The following is a 13,715-nucleotide window of genomic DNA, read 5'->3' as shown; positions in this document are numbered from 1 at the left end:
AGGGGCAGACACCCCCGCCCCCGTACCCCGCGTACGGCTACCCCCAGCAGCACCCCCAGCCCCACCCCGCTTACGGCGGCCTCGGCTCCACCCCGCCCTACGGCCCGCCGCCCTACGGCACGACCCCGCCGTACGGCCCCCCGCAGCCGCAACGGGGGAGGGACGGCCGTTCCACCGCGCTGCTCGTCGTGATCGCCCTGGTCGTCGCACTCGCCGCGGGCGGGTCGGTGTACGCGCTGATGCAGGGCGGCGGCGAGGACCGGGCCGACGACCGCCCCGGCCCCACGCAGAGCACGGGCACGACCCCGACCACTCCGGGTCCGTCCCCCACGACCTCGCAGCAGGACACCGCCCCCTCCCCGGCGGGCGGCACGATTCCGGCCGGGTACCTCGGCACCTGGACCACGACCATCGACAACGCCGACGGCGAGCACAGCCGTTCGCTCACCCTCCAGCAGGGCGAACCGGGCGACACGGTCCTGTCCCTCGTGGCCGACGGCCCGACCAAGGACGGCGGCACCTACCACTGCGTGTTCGAGGGGCGGCTCACCGCGGAACCCGGCACCGGCGGCGCGCTGAGCATCGGCCCGTCCACCGTGAAGGTCGGACAGCCCCGCACCGCCTGCACCCCGGGCGCGGCCACCGAGGTGACCCTCCTGTCGGACGGCACGCTGGAGCGGGTGAACACGAGCAGCGGGGAGCGGTTGACGTACACGAGGCAGTGACCAACTGCCCCCGGCCACCTGGCGGTTGAACGTTCGGCGAATTCCGGCCGACGACAACCGGCCGGGCGCTGGCACGGCCGTACGGTGACCGGACGAGCGAATCGTCCGGGCGGCGGCGGGGGCACCCACGGTGGAGTGGTTGAGCGCGGAGAACCTCGTGGCCGTCGCCACGGCCCTCCTCGGCATCATCGTCTCGGGCGTGATGGTCTGGTACGAACGCCGGACACCGCGCCGCTGGGGGCACCGCCCACGCCCTTGAGGCAGTGGGGGAGGGTCGGCTACCGGGTGCAGATGGACAACCCCATCGGCGACGACGTGCGCTCGGGCCGCGCCAACCGCCGCCTCGGCCTGTTCGACGAGGCTCCCGGCATGTCGGACGCGACGCTCGTCCTGTTGCGCATCGAGAACGACGGCTCGCAGGGCATCGACCGCGACGACTACACCGGCCCCGAAGTCCACGGACTGACCGCGGTGTTCGCCGGCCGGACCGTCCGCGGTGTCTCGGTCACCCAGCCTTCGGACACCGACCACCTCATGGACCACTTCACCGCGGCACGCGGCTTCGCCCACGACGGCAACACGCTGCGCATCCCGCGCGTCCCGCTCAACCGCGGCGACCACTTCAAGCTGCTCGTCCTCCTCTCCGGCGGTGACGTCGGGGACGAGATCCGGCTGGTCGGCGGCCTGCGCGACGGCGAGGTGCACCCCAACCGCAGCGCCACGCCGGACGAGAAGCCCCCGCTGTTCAGCAGGGCCGCACGGCTGATCACCATCGCGCTCACGACGAGCGTGGTCACCCTGGCGGCCATCGTCGTCGCCCAGGACGACACCCCGCCCCCGATCGGCTGCGCGAGCGGCACCCTCACCCTCACCGGCTCCACCGCGTTCGTGCCGGTCCTGCGCGAGGTGGCCGCCAGGTACGAGCGGGACTGCGGCGGCGACCCCGCCATCGACGTGGACGCCCACGGCTCGACGGCGGGGCTCCGCGAGCTCACGGCCGCCGGTGACCGGGCAGAACGGGACTCCCGGGGCTCCCCGCCGGTCGTGGCCCTCCCGGACGGCCCCAAGCCGGCCGGTCTGCCCGATCTGCGCGAGAACCGGGTGGCGGTGTCCGTCTTCGCGCTCGTGGTCAACGACGACGTGAGGCTGACGAACCTGTCCGGCGACGACGTCCGGCGCCTGTACCGGGGCGAGATCCGCAACTGGCGGCAGCTCGGCGGCGCGGACCTGCCCGTGCGCCTCGTCAGCCGGGACGCCAACTCCGGGACGCGACAGGTCTTCCAGCGCCGGGTGCTGGGCCGGGGCGAGATCGCCAACTCCTCCGTCGACTGCGTCCACAAGGACGACCCCACGGCGACCGTCCTGCGCTGCGAACTGGACTCGACCGAGCAGGTCCTGGCGACGGTCGCCGGCCTCCCCGGCGCCGTCGGCTACAGCGAACTGAACCTCGCCGCCCGGGCGAAGGGCCTGCGCGTACTGCGCCTGGACGGCGACCCGCCCTCCGTCGACGCCATCGAACACGGCACGAGCGCCTACCCCTACCGCGAGATCGAGTACGCCTACACCTACTGCCGCCCCCCGGCCGACTCCCTGGGCTCCAGCTTCCTCACGTATCTGGCCCGCGGCAACGGCCAGGACGTCATCCGCACCCACGGCCACCTGCCGTGCTGGACCCCGGAAGGGCTCACCCTGTGCGCGCGGGACGGCGGGCGCTGAGGCTCCTCACCGCGGCTCCGGCGGACGCTGGCGCGGCATGTTCGGCCGGGCCCCGCCGTGCGGCGGCACCGGGAACCGGCCGTTCACCCCCGGCTCGGGGCCGCGGCCCGGTCCCGGGAAGACGACCGTCTGGAGCCCCGCCGGCGCGGCACACCCCGACCGGAACTCGCCCATCCAGTCGGCGGTCTCCACCCGCACCAGTTCCGTCATGTCCTCGGAGAACCTCCGCAGCACCCCGAGGCACCGCTCGGCGGCCTCGCCGGCCGTGCCCTCGGCCGGGCCGAGCACCTCCCGCACGCTCTCCGCCGCCCAGTCGAACTGCAACGCCTGAAGTCGCCGCTGCACGGCCTGCGCTGTGGCCACGTCCCGCATCCACCCGGACGTCACCCCGAAGTACCGGTCGACCCCCACGCAGGCCGCCCCCACCAGCAGCGCCAGACACCCCCACGCGGCGACCCCGCCCGCGACCCCGGTCAGATCCAGCAGGGGCAGCGCAACCCCGGTGACCGCCCCGGCCGCGGTCCCGCAGCGCAGCACCCGCGCGCACCGCCGCTTCCACACCCGGTCCGTGAGGTACCAGGCCGCCGTCCGCAGCGCCCCGCGCTCCACCCACCGGTACAGCTCGTCCAGCCGGACCGCCGGCTCGCCCCAGTCCCCGAGCGGGAAGACCCGCCCCGTCAGATCGCCCGGCCGCAGCCCGGCCGCCGCCTGCTCGCCCCGCCCGTCCTGAGGCGGCCCCTCGGGCTGCATCTCCGGCTGACCCACCCGGCACTCCTCACTGACCACGAATGACCACGTACGGTTCACTCACCGATCACGCTGCGCGATGGACGAAAACCCGCATCCGGAACGCGCCCGACCCTTCCTACCTCCCAATGGGTGGCGAAGATGTAGCTTTCGCCTCTTTTCCGCCCGGAAGTATTCCTTGATCGGGTATAGGGCGCGAGGGGGACTCACTCGAAAGAGTGCTGGGGCGACGGCAGCTCCGACCACGTAGGCTCGTGCCGAACGGGAAAACCCGTACCGAGCAAGGAGCTGATCGTGATCCCCGGTGGTGGCCAGCCCAACATGCAGCAGCTGCTCCAGCAGGCCCAGAAGATGCAACAGGACCTGGCACAGGCGCAGGAGGAACTGGCGCAGACGGAGGTCGACGGGCAGGCGGGCGGCGGTCTGGTGACGGCCACCGTCACCGGCGCCGGAGAACTGCGCGCCCTGAAGATCGACCCGAAGGCGGTGGATCCCGAGGACACCGAGACCCTCGCCGACCTGGTCGTGGCGGCCGTCCAGGCGGCCAACGAGAACGCGCAGACGCTCCAGCAGCAGAAGCTGGGCCCGCTCGCGCAGGGTCTGGGCGGCGGCGGCATCCCGGGCTTGCCGTTCTGACCCGCCGCACCGCCTTCCTCGGACGGGCGGCAGACAACTACGGTACGTACGGGACGGTGCGTACCGACCCCGCAGACCCAGGAAGGGCAGTCCGTTGTACGAAGGCGTGGTCCAGGACCTGATCGACGAGCTGGGGCGGCTGCCCGGCGTCGGTCCGAAGAGCGCCCAGCGGATCGCCTTCCACATCCTCCAGGCGGAGCCGACGGACGTACGGCGCCTCGCGCAGGCCCTGATGGAGGTCAAGGCGAAGGTCCGCTTCTGCGCGACCTGCGGCAACGTCGCGCAGGAGGAGCTGTGCAACATCTGCCGCGACACCCGCCGCGACCCGGCCGTCATCTGCGTGGTCGAGGAGCCGAAGGACGTCGTGGCGATCGAGCGCACGCGTGAGTTCCGGGGCCGCTACCACGTCCTCGGCGGCGCGATCAGCCCGATCGACGGGGTGGGCCCCGACGACCTGCGCATCAGGGAGCTCCTGGCCCGCCTGGCGGACGGGACGGTCACCGAGCTGATCCTGGCCACGGACCCGAACCTGGAGGGCGAGGCGACGGCGACGTACCTCGCCCGCATGATCAAGCCCATGGGCCTGAAGGTCACCCGCCTGGCCAGCGGCCTCCCGGTGGGTGGGGACCTGGAATACGCGGACGAGGTCACCCTCGGACGCGCCTTCGAGGGGAGACGACTCCTAGATGTCTGACGCCACGCTGCACGCGACCGACCAGAACCCGGACGATTTCGCGGTCCAGATCGCGGACCAGATCGAGAGCTTCCTGGTCGCCGTCACGGAGGTCGCGAAGGGCGACGAGCCGGAATCGGCCGTGCCCTTCCTCCTCCTGGAGGTCTCCCAACTCCTCCTGGCCGGCGGCCGGCTCGGTGCGCACGAGGACATCGTGCCCGACGAGCGCTACGAGCCCGACTCGGGTCCCGAGCCGGACGTCGACGAGCTCCGCGAGAACCTGGCCCGCCTGCTGGACCCGATCGACGTCTACTCCGAGGTCTTCGACCCCTACGAGCCCCGCAAGGCTCCGGTTCCGGCCCGCATCTCCGACGACCTCACGGACGTCATCACGGACCTGCGCCACGGCATGGCCCACTACCGGGCCGGCCGCACCACGGAGGCGCTGTGGTGGTGGCAGTTCTCCTACTTCTCCAACTGGGGCTCCACCGCCTCGGCGAGCCTGCGGGCCCTCCAGTCGGTCCTCGCCCACGTCCGCCTCAACCAGCCCCTGGCCGAACTCGACGGCCTGGACACGGACCAGGGCATGGGCGACGACACGCTGGAGATCGAGGCGGGCAGGGTGATGGTCGAGGAGATCGCGGAACCGCTGGGGCTGCGCCCGGCGAAGTAGCCGGTCAGATCCGAACGGCCGTGCCGCTCACGCCGATTCCGCTGTCCGGGTCCGCCGGCACCGTCACCGTGATCGTGCTCGGGCGGCCCATCTCCGCGCCCTGGTGGATCGTCAGGGTGGCCGGTACCGGGGTGAGTCCGAGTTCCCTGAGGTAGCCGCCGAACGCGGCCGCCGCCGCTCCCGTCGCCGGGTCCTCGGTCACGCCGCCCGGCGGGAACGGGTTGCGGGCGTGGAAGACGGTGGGGGACTCGCGCCGGACGAGGTCGATCGTGGTCCAGTCCCTGCGGGCCATGAGGGCGGTGAGCGCGGGCATGTCGTAGTCCAGGTCCGCCAGCCGGTCCCGGGTCGCGGCGGCGATGACCGGGTGCCAGGCCCCGGCGAAGGCCACCCGGGGCGGCAGGGCCGGGTCCAGGTCGCCTGCGGACCAGCCGAGGATCGCCAGCAGTTCGGAGAGGTCCGCGTCGTCGAGGGGGACCGTACGCGGGGCGACGCTCACCAGGGTCGCCATGAGGGTGCCGTCCGCCGCCCGGTCCGTCGTGACGGTGACCAGGCCCGCCGCGGTGCGCAGCAGCAGCCGTCCGGTGCCGTGCCGCTCCGCGTGGGCGACCGCGGTGGCGATCGTGGCGTGGCCGCAGAACGGGACCTCGGCGAGCGGGCTGAAGTACCGGACGGTCAGGGAGCCGTCGCAGCCCTCCCGCACGAACGCCGTCTCGGAATAGCCCACTTCGGCCGCCGTCGCCAGCATCGCCGCGTCGTCGGCACCGCTCGCGTCGAGCACCACACCGGCCGGGTTGCCGCCCTTGGGGTCGGTGCTGAACGCCACGTAACGCGATATCTCCATGCCCAGACGGTAGCGCCCGGCCCCCGGGTCACGCAGCGTGATTTGGCGGCCTCCTGTACGGGCCCTGGACGCGCGTTGTACGGCCCCTGAACGACGAAACGCGAGGCTGGAGTCACTTCCACCGCCAAGACCGCGGAGAGAAGCCGACACCCCCTCGATCCCACGGAGATGTCATGAACCGTCGCCCCGCCCGCCGGCGCATAGCCGTAGCCGCCACCACCACCGCCGTCCTGGCCGCCGGCACCTTCGCCCTCGGTGCCGGGATCGCCGGGGCCGACGCCGGGAGCAAGGGCGGACAGCACGCCAAGCCGGTGACCAAGGCGCAGGTGCTCGGGCTGTTCGACCGGTGGAACGCCGCGTTGCAGACCGGTGACCCGAAGAAGGTCGCCGACCTGTACGCGAAGGACGCGGTCCTGCTGCCGACGGTCTCCGACCGGATCCGCACGGACAGAGCCGGCATCGTCGACTACTTCGAGCACTTCCTCCAGAACAAGCCGCAGGGCACGAAGATCGAGTCCGTCGTCAACGTCCTCGACCGTGACACCGTCATCGACACCGGTGTGTACGAGTTCGAGCTCACCGACCACGGCACGGGCGCGAAGAGCACCGTCAAGGCCCGCTACACCTACGCCTACGAGAAGCAGCCGAACGGGAAGTGGCTGATCGTGAACCACCACTCCTCGAAGATGCCGCAGGGCTGAGAGGGGTCAGCCGCCGCCCCGGTGGGACGCCCGTAGCGTGATCGTCACGCACAGGCCGCCCCCCGGAGCGTCCGTCAGCGCCACGGTCCCGCCGTCGTCCGTCGCCAGTTGCCTCACGACGGCGAGGCCGAGGCCGGAGCCGGACTTCCCGGTCAGGCCCTGGCCTCGCCAGAAGCGGTCGAAGGCACGGGACTTCTCGGCATCCGACATGCCGGGCCCCTCGTCAAGGACCGACACCCCCACCACATCGCCCCGGGGCTCCACCGACACGGTGATCGTCCCGCCGTCGGGCGAGACCTCCAGGGCGTTGGAGAGCACGTTGTCCAGCATCTGGTCCAGATGACCAGGGCCGGCCAGCACAGACGGCCGGCCGTCGGTACTCCCCCTGAGCGCGATGGTGACTCCGCGCTCGTCGGCGGCCGGCCTCCACACGGCGAGCCGCTCCCGCACGATGTCCGTCAGCGGGAGCGGCTCGGCCGCCGTCACCTTCGCCTCGGCCCGGGCCAGCACCAGCAGCCCGCTGACCAGCCGGGTCATCCGGACGACCTCCGCGGTCGCCTGCTCCACGTCCTCCCGGACGAATTCGTCGTCGACGCCGTCCGCGATGTTGTCCAGGGACAGCCGCAACGCCGTGAGAGGGGTGCGCAGTTGGTGGGAGGCGTCCGCGACGAAGATGCGCTGGGCCGCGATCAGGGTGTCCAGGCGTTCGGCGCCCTGGTTGAGGGTGCGCGCCAGGGTCTGGGTCTCGGGCGGGCCCGTCACGGGGGAGCGGGCCGTCAGATCGCCGTCGCTGAACTTGCTGGCCATGTCGTTGAGCTGGCGCAGCGGCCGGGTGAGGCGCCGGGCCACCGCGGCGCCGAGCAGGGCGGCCACCCCCAGGACGAGCACGGCGAGCACCGCCCGGAAGCCCCAGATCTGCCACAGCCGCCTGGTCATCTCGTCGGTCGAGTACAGGATGCGCACGGCGCCGACGACCCGGTCGGTGCCGGCCGCGCGGGCCGGCACCGTGATCTCCAGCTCGGGTCCCCAGATGACGGAGGAGCCCCAGTCGGTCGTGGAACGGCCCTCCCGAAGGGCTTTGGTCAGGGCCGCGTCCGGCGTCGGCCGCGGCAGGTCCGCCGGGCAGTCGGCGGTGCGGGTCACCTGGATCTCGTCGTCGTAGGCCTTGGCCATCTCCTCCAGCGCCCGGCAGGAGGCGGCCCGGCCGTCACCCAGCAGCAGGGCCATGGCGTCGGCCTCGCGCAGGACGGACGACCTGGTGTCGTCCCGCAGCTGGTCCGTGAGCGTGAACGCCACCGGCACGGTGAACAGCGCGATGGCGACCGCCACGAGCAGGACGTAACTGCGGACGAGCTGGCGGATCATGAGACGGCGCCGTCCCCGCCGGTGTCCTGCGCGATCTCCAGCCGGAAGCCGACCCCGCGCACCGCCTCGATGGTGATCGCCCCGGCGAGCTTGCGCCGCAGCGCCGCCACGTGCACGTCCAGCGTCTTCGTCGGGCCGAACCAGTTCGCGTCCCAGACCGCTTCCATGATCTGCTCGCGCGACATCAGCGCCCCGGGCTCCTCGGTGAGGAAGGCCAGCAGGTCGTACTCCTTGGGGGCGAGGGCGACCTCCTCGCCGTCCAGGCGCACCCGGGCCGCCTTGCGGTCGATCGTCAGGCGGGTGCCGTAGCGGTCGGGACCGGCGCCGGGCGTGCCCGCGGGGGTCTGGGGCCGCGTGCGGCGCATGACGGCCCTTATCCGGGCGATGACCTCCCGCACGCCGAACGGCTTGGAGACGTAGTCGTCCGCGCCGAGCTCCAGGCCGACCACCCGGTCCGTCTCGTCGCTGCGGGCGCTGATCACGATGATCGGGACGTCGCCGCGCTCGCGCAGCGCCTTGCAGACGTCGAGACCGTCGGTGTCGGGCAGGCCGAGGTCGAGCAGGACGACGTCGTAGGGACCCTCGTGTTTCAGGGCCGCCCCGCCCGTGGTGACCCACTCGACCTCGAAGCCGTAGCGCCTGAGGCCCCGGCGCAGGGACTCGGCGACCGGTTCATCGTCTTCCACCAGGAGTACGCGCACAGCCGAACCCTAGTGCTTGAAAGTTGTGTGACCGGGGCCGCGGCTCGTGCGATTGTGACGCCGGGCACTTTCCCGAGTGGCCGGTGTCCAGATGGGCATGAGCGACTCTGGACGGGCCGGCCGATATCTCACCATGCGATATCGCGGAAGGGATATTCGGACGCTCGTTAGACTGAGCCGACCGCGGTACGAATGCGTATGAGCGGATAGAGACGGATTGAGCGAGGAGCGCACGTGGGCCTTGTCGTGCAGAAGTACGGAGGCTCCTCCGTAGCCGATGCCGAGGGCATCAAGCGCGTCGCCAAGCGGATCGTGGAAGCGAAGCAGAACGGCAACCAGGTGGTTGCCGTGGTTTCCGCGATGGGCGACACGACGGACGAGCTGATCGATCTCGCCGAGCAGGTTTCCCCGATGCCTGCCGGGCGCGAGCTCGACATGCTGCTGACCGCCGGAGAGCGGATCTCCATGGCCCTGCTGGCGATGGCGATCAAAAAGCTGGGCCACGAGGCCCAGTCGTTCACCGGCAGCCAGGCGGGTGTCATCACCGACTCGGTCCACAACAAGGCCCGGATCATCGACGTCACGCCGGGCCGGATCAAGACCTCGGTGGACGAGGGCAACATCGCGATCGTGGCGGGTTTCCAGGGTGTCTCCCAGGACACGAAGGACATCACCACCCTCGGCCGCGGCGGCTCCGACACCACGGCGGTTGCCCTCGCGGCCGCCCTCGACGCCGACGTGTGCGAGATCTACACCGACGTCGACGGTGTGTTCACCGCCGACCCGCGTGTGGTGAAGAAGGCCCGGAAGATCGACTGGATCTCCTTCGAGGACATGCTCGAACTGGCGGCGTCCGGGTCGAAGGTGCTGCTCCACCGCTGTGTGGAGTACGCCCGCCGGTACAACATCCCGATCCACGTCCGGTCCAGCTTCAGCGGACTTCAGGGCACGTGGGTCAGCAGCGAGCCGAAGCAAGGAGCAAAGCAGGTGGAGCAGGCTCTCATCTCCGGTGTCGCGCACGACACCTCCGAGGCCAAGGTCACGGTCGTCGGCGTGCCGGACAAGCCGGGCGAGGCGGCCTCGATCTTCCGCACGATCGCCGACGCCGAGATCAACATCGACATGGTCGTGCAGAACGTGTCCGCCGCCTCCACGGGCCTGACGGACATCTCCTTCACGCTGCCGAAGACCGAGGGCCGCAAGGCCATCGACGCGCTGGAGAAGAACAAGGCCGGCATCGGCTTCGACTCGCTGCGCTACGACGACCAGATCGGCAAGATCTCCCTGGTCGGCGCCGGCATGAAGACCAACCCGGGTGTCACGGCCGACTTCTTCACGGCCCTGTCCGACGCGGGCGTGAACATCGAGCTGATCTCGACCTCCGAGATCCGCATCTCGGTCGTCACGCGCGCCGACGACGTGCCCGAGGCCGTCCGCGCGGTGCACTCCGCGTTCGGGCTCGACTCCGACAGCGACGAGGCCGTCGTCTACGGGGGCACCGGCCGCTGATGGCCGATCTCCGACAGGACGCCCGGACCGTACGGTCCGGGCGTCCGACGCTTGCCGTGGTGGGGGCGACCGGGGCCGTCGGCACGGTCATGCTCCGGATCCTGTCCCAGCGGGCCGACGTCTGGGGCGAGATCCGGCTGATCGCCTCCCCGCGCTCGGCCGGCCGCAAGCTGACCGTGCGCGGCGAGGAGACCGAGGTCCTCGCGCTCACGGAGGAGGCCTTCGACGGGGTGGACGTCGCCATGTTCGACGTCCCCGACGAGGTCGCCGGGCGGTGGGCCCCCGTCGCCGCGGCCAAGGGCGCGGTGGTGGTCGACAACTCCGGCGTGTTCCGGATGGACCCGGACGTGCCGCTCGTCGTGCCCGAGGTCAACCCGCACGCCGTGCGGATGCGTCCGCGCGGGATCATCGCCAACCCCAGCTGCACGACGCTCTCCATGATCGTGGCCCTGGGCGCGCTGCACGCCGAGTTCGGCCTGCGCGAGCTGGTCGCCTCCTCGTACCAGGCCGTCAGCGGCGCCGGGCGCGAGGGTGTGGCGACGCTGCGGCAGCAGCTGTCCCTGGTCGCCGGCACGGAGCTGGGGACCAACCCCGGCGACGTACGGCGGGCCGTCGGGGACCGCACCGGGCCGTTCCCGGAGCCGGTCGCGCTGAACGTCGTGCCGTGGGCGGGCACGGCCCGTGAGGACGGCTGGTCCTCGGAGGAACTGAAGGTGCGGGACGAGTCCCGCAAGATCCTCGGCCTGCCGGGTCTCCCCGTGGCCGTCACCTGCGTCCGGGTGCCGGTCATCACCACCCACTCCCTGACCGTGCACGCCCGCTTCGAGGGCGAGGTCACCGTCGACAAGGCCCGCGAGATCCTCGCCACGGCGCCCGGTGTCGTGCTGTTCGACAACCCGGAGGCCGGGGAGTTCCCGACGCCGGCCGACGTGGTCGGCACCGACCCGACCTGGGTCGGGCGGGTACGGCGGGCGCTGGACGACCCCACGGCGCTCGAACTGTTCGTGTGCGGGGACAACCTCCGCAAGGGCTCCGCGCTCAACACCGCGCAGATCGCCGAGCTGGTCGCCGCCGAGCTGCCCCGACCGGTGGCCGATCGGATTCCGTGAAGCAGCCTGGCCGCGGCAAAACCCCCGGCCGATGTCATAGGTGGTTTGTAGGATCTCTGCACGGCATGTGAGCCGGTCGATGGTCCGGACCACTTGTCCATGGCGCTTCGGCATCAGAGGATTTACCTCCCCGTCCTCCGCAACCGCGCGGAGGGCGGGGAGCGTCTTTGCGGTCGCCCTTCGGCCGTGGGAGCGCTTCATCAGGCGTGGGGACGCCTGGAACCGGGCGTGGGGACGTCCGTTCACATTTGGACATAGGGGAAGAGCGGGACGCATGAGGGCATTTGATTCACTATCGGTTGTGCTGCCTGACGCGGGTAGACCGTCGGCGACGGTCGGCGTGAAAGTGATGCCCGGCACGTACAACCCTGACAGGGGTCAGCGTGTCCAACAGGCGTGGCAGAGGTACTCGACTTCAGCGCGGCACGCGGCACGGTCCTTCGACCGCCCCGTCCGGCGGCTCTACGACCCCGCATGGCCGGTACGCCCGGTGGCATGCCGGTGATCGCGCCCGTGCCCGCAGCGCGGCCGGCCCGCATACCCAACCAGCGTGACGGCGCGGAGGACGGGGTCGCGGCCGGGACCTCCGTCGACCACCTCACCGAGACCTACCGCGCGCACTACCGCTCGCTGCTGGGTCTCGCCGCCCTCCTCCTCGACGACACCGCCTCCTGCGAGGACGTCGTCCAGGAGGCCTTCATCCGTGTCCACTCCGCCCGCAAGCGGGTCCGCGACCCCGAGAAGACCCTGGCGTACCTGCGCCAGACCGTCGTCAACCTCTCGCGTTCCGCGCTGCGCCGCCGCATACTCGGCCTGAAGCTGCTGTCGAAGCCCATGCCCGACATGGCCAGCGCCGAGGAAGGCGCCTACGACCAGCTGGAGCGCGACTCCCTCATCAAGGCGATGAAGGGATTGCAGCGCCGCCAGCGTGAGGTGCTGGTGCTGCGCTACTTCGCGGACATGACCGAGGCGCAGGTCGCCGAGACCCTCGGCATATCGCTGGGGTCGGTCAAGGCGTACGGCTCGCGCGGCATCGCGGCGCTCCGGGTGGCCATGGAGGCGCCGGCATGAGTGACCGCAACGGCGCGGGCGGCCACGGGCGCGAGGGCCCCGAGTCCGCCGGGCGCCCCGAGGAGTGGCAGGCGCCGACAAGGCGGCACGGGCAAGATCCGAAGCAATCGCACGCTGGGAACGGAACTGTGAACCACGGCCCCGACGACCAGAGCCCCGACGGGTTCGGCTCGGACGAGCTGGACCTGCGCACGATGCTGCACCAGGTGGTGCAGGAGGTGGAGCCGCGCGACGGCACCCTCGAGTACCTGCGGAAGGCGGTGCCCCAGCGGCGGGCCCGCAAGCGGCAGGCCGTCGTCGGCATGGCCGCCGCCGCGCTCTTCATCGGCACCGCCATCCCCGCCCTGGTGCACGTCTCCAACGCCACCGGTTCCGACGCCAACCCGTCCGCCATCGGCCACGCCTCCGAGACGCAAGGAGGCTCCGGCGAGGGGAAGGGCCCGGACGGCGGCGAGAGCACCGCGGGCGACTCCTCCGGCAAGGCCGAGGGCAAGGAGAAGGGCGAGAAGAAGGAGAAGGAGAAGGGCAAGGGGTCCGGCGCCTCGACCGGCGCCTCCCAGGGCGGTACCGGCCCTTCCTCCACCGCCGCCGCCGGCATCCAGGCGTGCACCGCGGCCCAGCTCGGCCCCGCCTCCGGAAGCGCCGGCGCCCCGGACTCCACGGGCGCGGTCTCCGGCTCCTTCCGCGTCGTCAACGTCTCCGGCGCGGCCTGTACGGTCACCGGCCCCGGCTCGGTGACCGTGCTGCCGCAGGGCGCCGCCGACATGAGCAAGGTCGGTCAGGCCCGGCATGCCGCGGGGGACGCGGCGGCCGGTCTGCTGCCCGACCCGTCCCTGGAGGCCGCCCAGCTGGTGCTCCAGCCGGGCCTCGGCTACGACGTGAAGTTCGCCTGGGTCCCTTCCGAGACCTGCCCCACCCCCGGCGGCAGCGTCGGCGGCCCCGACCCCAGCCCCGACCCGACCCCGTCGGAGGACCCGGCGACCACGGCCGGCACCTCCACCGGCGGCGACACGGGCACGGCCCCGCAGCTGGCCAGGGAGGACGGCACGGTCGACGGCAGCGTCGCGGTGACGTACACCCCGGGCACGGGCTCGGGCGCCACCTCGGTGACGGTGCCCAACGCGTGCGCGGGCACGGTGTACTGGACGGGCGTGCTGGCCGGGGCGTAGACGGGGGCGCAGCCCCTCCGGGGCTGCGCGCCGACCGGCCCGGCGTGGACGCCCTTCACCCCGGCCCGGCGTGGACGCC

The 13,715-nt window shown here is 72.0% G+C and carries 12 protein-coding genes and 2 pseudogenes; 10 read left to right on the top strand and 4 right to left on the bottom strand.

Annotation, left to right across the window (positions count from 1 at the left end; translation table 11 throughout):
• Both GTY56_RS35815 and GTY56_RS35810 read left to right on the top strand, forming a co-directional pair.
• Positions 1 to 725, top strand: a pseudogene (locus tag GTY56_RS35815) (serine/threonine protein kinase); the annotation flags it as partial.
• Positions 726 to 855: 130 nt separating this feature from the next.
• Positions 856 to 2,441 (top strand): annotated as a pseudogene (locus GTY56_RS35810) (substrate-binding domain-containing protein).
• A gap of 6 nt (positions 2,442 to 2,447) precedes the next feature.
• Here the strand turns inward: GTY56_RS35810 and GTY56_RS35805 are convergent.
• Entirely contained in the window at positions 2,448 to 3,206 is a 759-nt protein-coding gene (locus GTY56_RS35805; RefSeq protein ID WP_161369446.1) for an SLATT domain-containing protein, read from the bottom strand.
• Positions 3,207 to 3,482: 276 nt separating this feature from the next.
• On the opposite strand from GTY56_RS35805, the gene GTY56_RS35800 reads away from it, so the two are divergent.
• The 3 genes from GTY56_RS35800 to GTY56_RS35790 all read left to right on the top strand — a co-directional run bounded on the left by GTY56_RS35800 (position 3,483) and on the right by GTY56_RS35790 (position 5,170).
• Positions 3,483 to 3,824: a YbaB/EbfC family nucleoid-associated protein gene (locus GTY56_RS35800; RefSeq protein WP_078615225.1), complete on the top strand. Its 342-nt coding sequence runs from the start codon at positions 3,483 to 3,485 to the stop codon at positions 3,822 to 3,824.
• A 94-nt stretch (positions 3,825 to 3,918) separates the two neighbouring features.
• Positions 3,919 to 4,518 carry a recombination mediator RecR gene (gene recR / locus GTY56_RS35795; protein WP_003991835.1) on the top strand — a complete coding sequence of 200 codons (600 nt, stop codon included), beginning with the start codon at positions 3,919 to 3,921 and terminating at the stop codon, positions 4,516 to 4,518.
• On the top strand, positions 4,511 to 5,170 hold the full coding sequence (locus GTY56_RS35790; protein WP_161369445.1) for a DUF5063 domain-containing protein: 660 nt from the start codon (positions 4,511 to 4,513) through the stop codon (positions 5,168 to 5,170). The genes recR and GTY56_RS35790 overlap by 8 nt, the downstream gene beginning before the upstream one ends.
• Before the next feature lie 4 nt (positions 5,171 to 5,174).
• Here the strand turns inward: GTY56_RS35790 and GTY56_RS35785 are convergent, their stop codons facing one another.
• A complete protein-coding gene (locus GTY56_RS35785; protein ID WP_161369444.1) occupies positions 5,175 to 6,011 on the bottom strand; it encodes a PhzF family protein in 837 nt (278 codons plus the stop codon).
• 173 nt (positions 6,012 to 6,184) lie between these two features.
• Here GTY56_RS35785 and GTY56_RS35780 point away from each other — a divergent pair, with 173 nt between their 5' ends.
• A complete protein-coding gene (locus tag GTY56_RS35780; protein ID WP_161369443.1) occupies positions 6,185 to 6,712 on the top strand; it encodes an SgcJ/EcaC family oxidoreductase in 528 nt (175 codons plus the stop codon).
• A gap of 6 nt (positions 6,713 to 6,718) precedes the next feature.
• Here GTY56_RS35780 and GTY56_RS35775 read toward each other — a convergent pair whose 3' ends face one another.
• Both GTY56_RS35775 and GTY56_RS35770 read right to left on the bottom strand, forming a co-directional pair.
• Positions 6,719 to 8,077, bottom strand: a complete 1,359-nt coding sequence (locus GTY56_RS35775) for a sensor histidine kinase (protein WP_161369442.1) — start codon at positions 8,075 to 8,077, stop codon at positions 6,719 to 6,721.
• Positions 8,074 to 8,778, bottom strand: a complete 705-nt coding sequence (locus GTY56_RS35770) for a response regulator (RefSeq protein ID WP_161369441.1) — start codon at positions 8,776 to 8,778, stop codon at positions 8,074 to 8,076. Before GTY56_RS35770 ends, GTY56_RS35775 begins: the two co-directional genes overlap by 4 nt.
• Before the next feature lie 234 nt (positions 8,779 to 9,012).
• Here GTY56_RS35770 and GTY56_RS35765 point away from each other — a divergent pair, with 234 nt between their 5' ends.
• The 4 genes from GTY56_RS35765 to GTY56_RS35750 all read left to right on the top strand — a co-directional run bounded on the left by GTY56_RS35765 (position 9,013) and on the right by GTY56_RS35750 (position 13,636).
• Positions 9,013 to 10,287, top strand: a complete 1,275-nt coding sequence (locus tag GTY56_RS35765) for an aspartate kinase (RefSeq protein ID WP_161369440.1) — start codon at positions 9,013 to 9,015, stop codon at positions 10,285 to 10,287.
• Positions 10,287 to 11,396, top strand: a complete 1,110-nt coding sequence (locus tag GTY56_RS35760) for an aspartate-semialdehyde dehydrogenase (protein WP_161369439.1) — start codon at positions 10,287 to 10,289, stop codon at positions 11,394 to 11,396. The genes GTY56_RS35765 and GTY56_RS35760 overlap by 1 nt, the downstream gene beginning before the upstream one ends.
• A gap of 495 nt (positions 11,397 to 11,891) precedes the next feature.
• Entirely contained in the window at positions 11,892 to 12,467 is a 576-nt protein-coding gene (locus GTY56_RS35755) for a SigE family RNA polymerase sigma factor (RefSeq protein WP_062931548.1), read from the top strand.
• A gap of 128 nt (positions 12,468 to 12,595) precedes the next feature.
• A complete protein-coding gene (locus tag GTY56_RS35750; protein ID WP_161369438.1) occupies positions 12,596 to 13,636 on the top strand; it encodes a hypothetical protein in 1,041 nt (346 codons plus the stop codon).
• Positions 13,637 to 13,715: the final 79 nt, after the last annotated feature.

The organism is Streptomyces sp. SID5643 (genome assembly GCF_009872555.1).
Classification (GTDB): domain Bacteria; phylum Actinomycetota; class Actinomycetes; order Streptomycetales; family Streptomycetaceae; genus Streptomyces; species Streptomyces iakyrus.
Note: the sequence above shows the minus strand (reverse complement) of the source record. Positions and strands in the feature narration are given on the sequence as shown.

Bases quoted from the DNA above. Each gene is read 5' to 3' on its own strand.
- GTY56_RS35780 (WP_161369443.1), top strand. From the start codon at position 6,185: ATGAACCGTCGCCCCGCCCGCCGGCGCATAGCCGTAGCCGCCACCACC.
- GTY56_RS35785 (WP_161369444.1), bottom strand. From the start codon at position 6,011: ATGGAGATATCGCGTTACGTGGCGTTCAGCACCGACCCCAAGGGCGGC.
- GTY56_RS35790 (WP_161369445.1), top strand. From the start codon at position 4,511: ATGTCTGACGCCACGCTGCACGCGACCGACCAGAACCCGGACGATTTC.
- GTY56_RS35760 (WP_161369439.1), top strand. From the start codon at position 10,287: ATGGCCGATCTCCGACAGGACGCCCGGACCGTACGGTCCGGGCGTCCG.
- GTY56_RS35755 (WP_062931548.1), top strand. From the start codon at position 11,892: ATGCCGGTGATCGCGCCCGTGCCCGCAGCGCGGCCGGCCCGCATACCC.
- GTY56_RS35775 (WP_161369442.1), bottom strand. From the start codon at position 8,077: ATGATCCGCCAGCTCGTCCGCAGTTACGTCCTGCTCGTGGCGGTCGCC.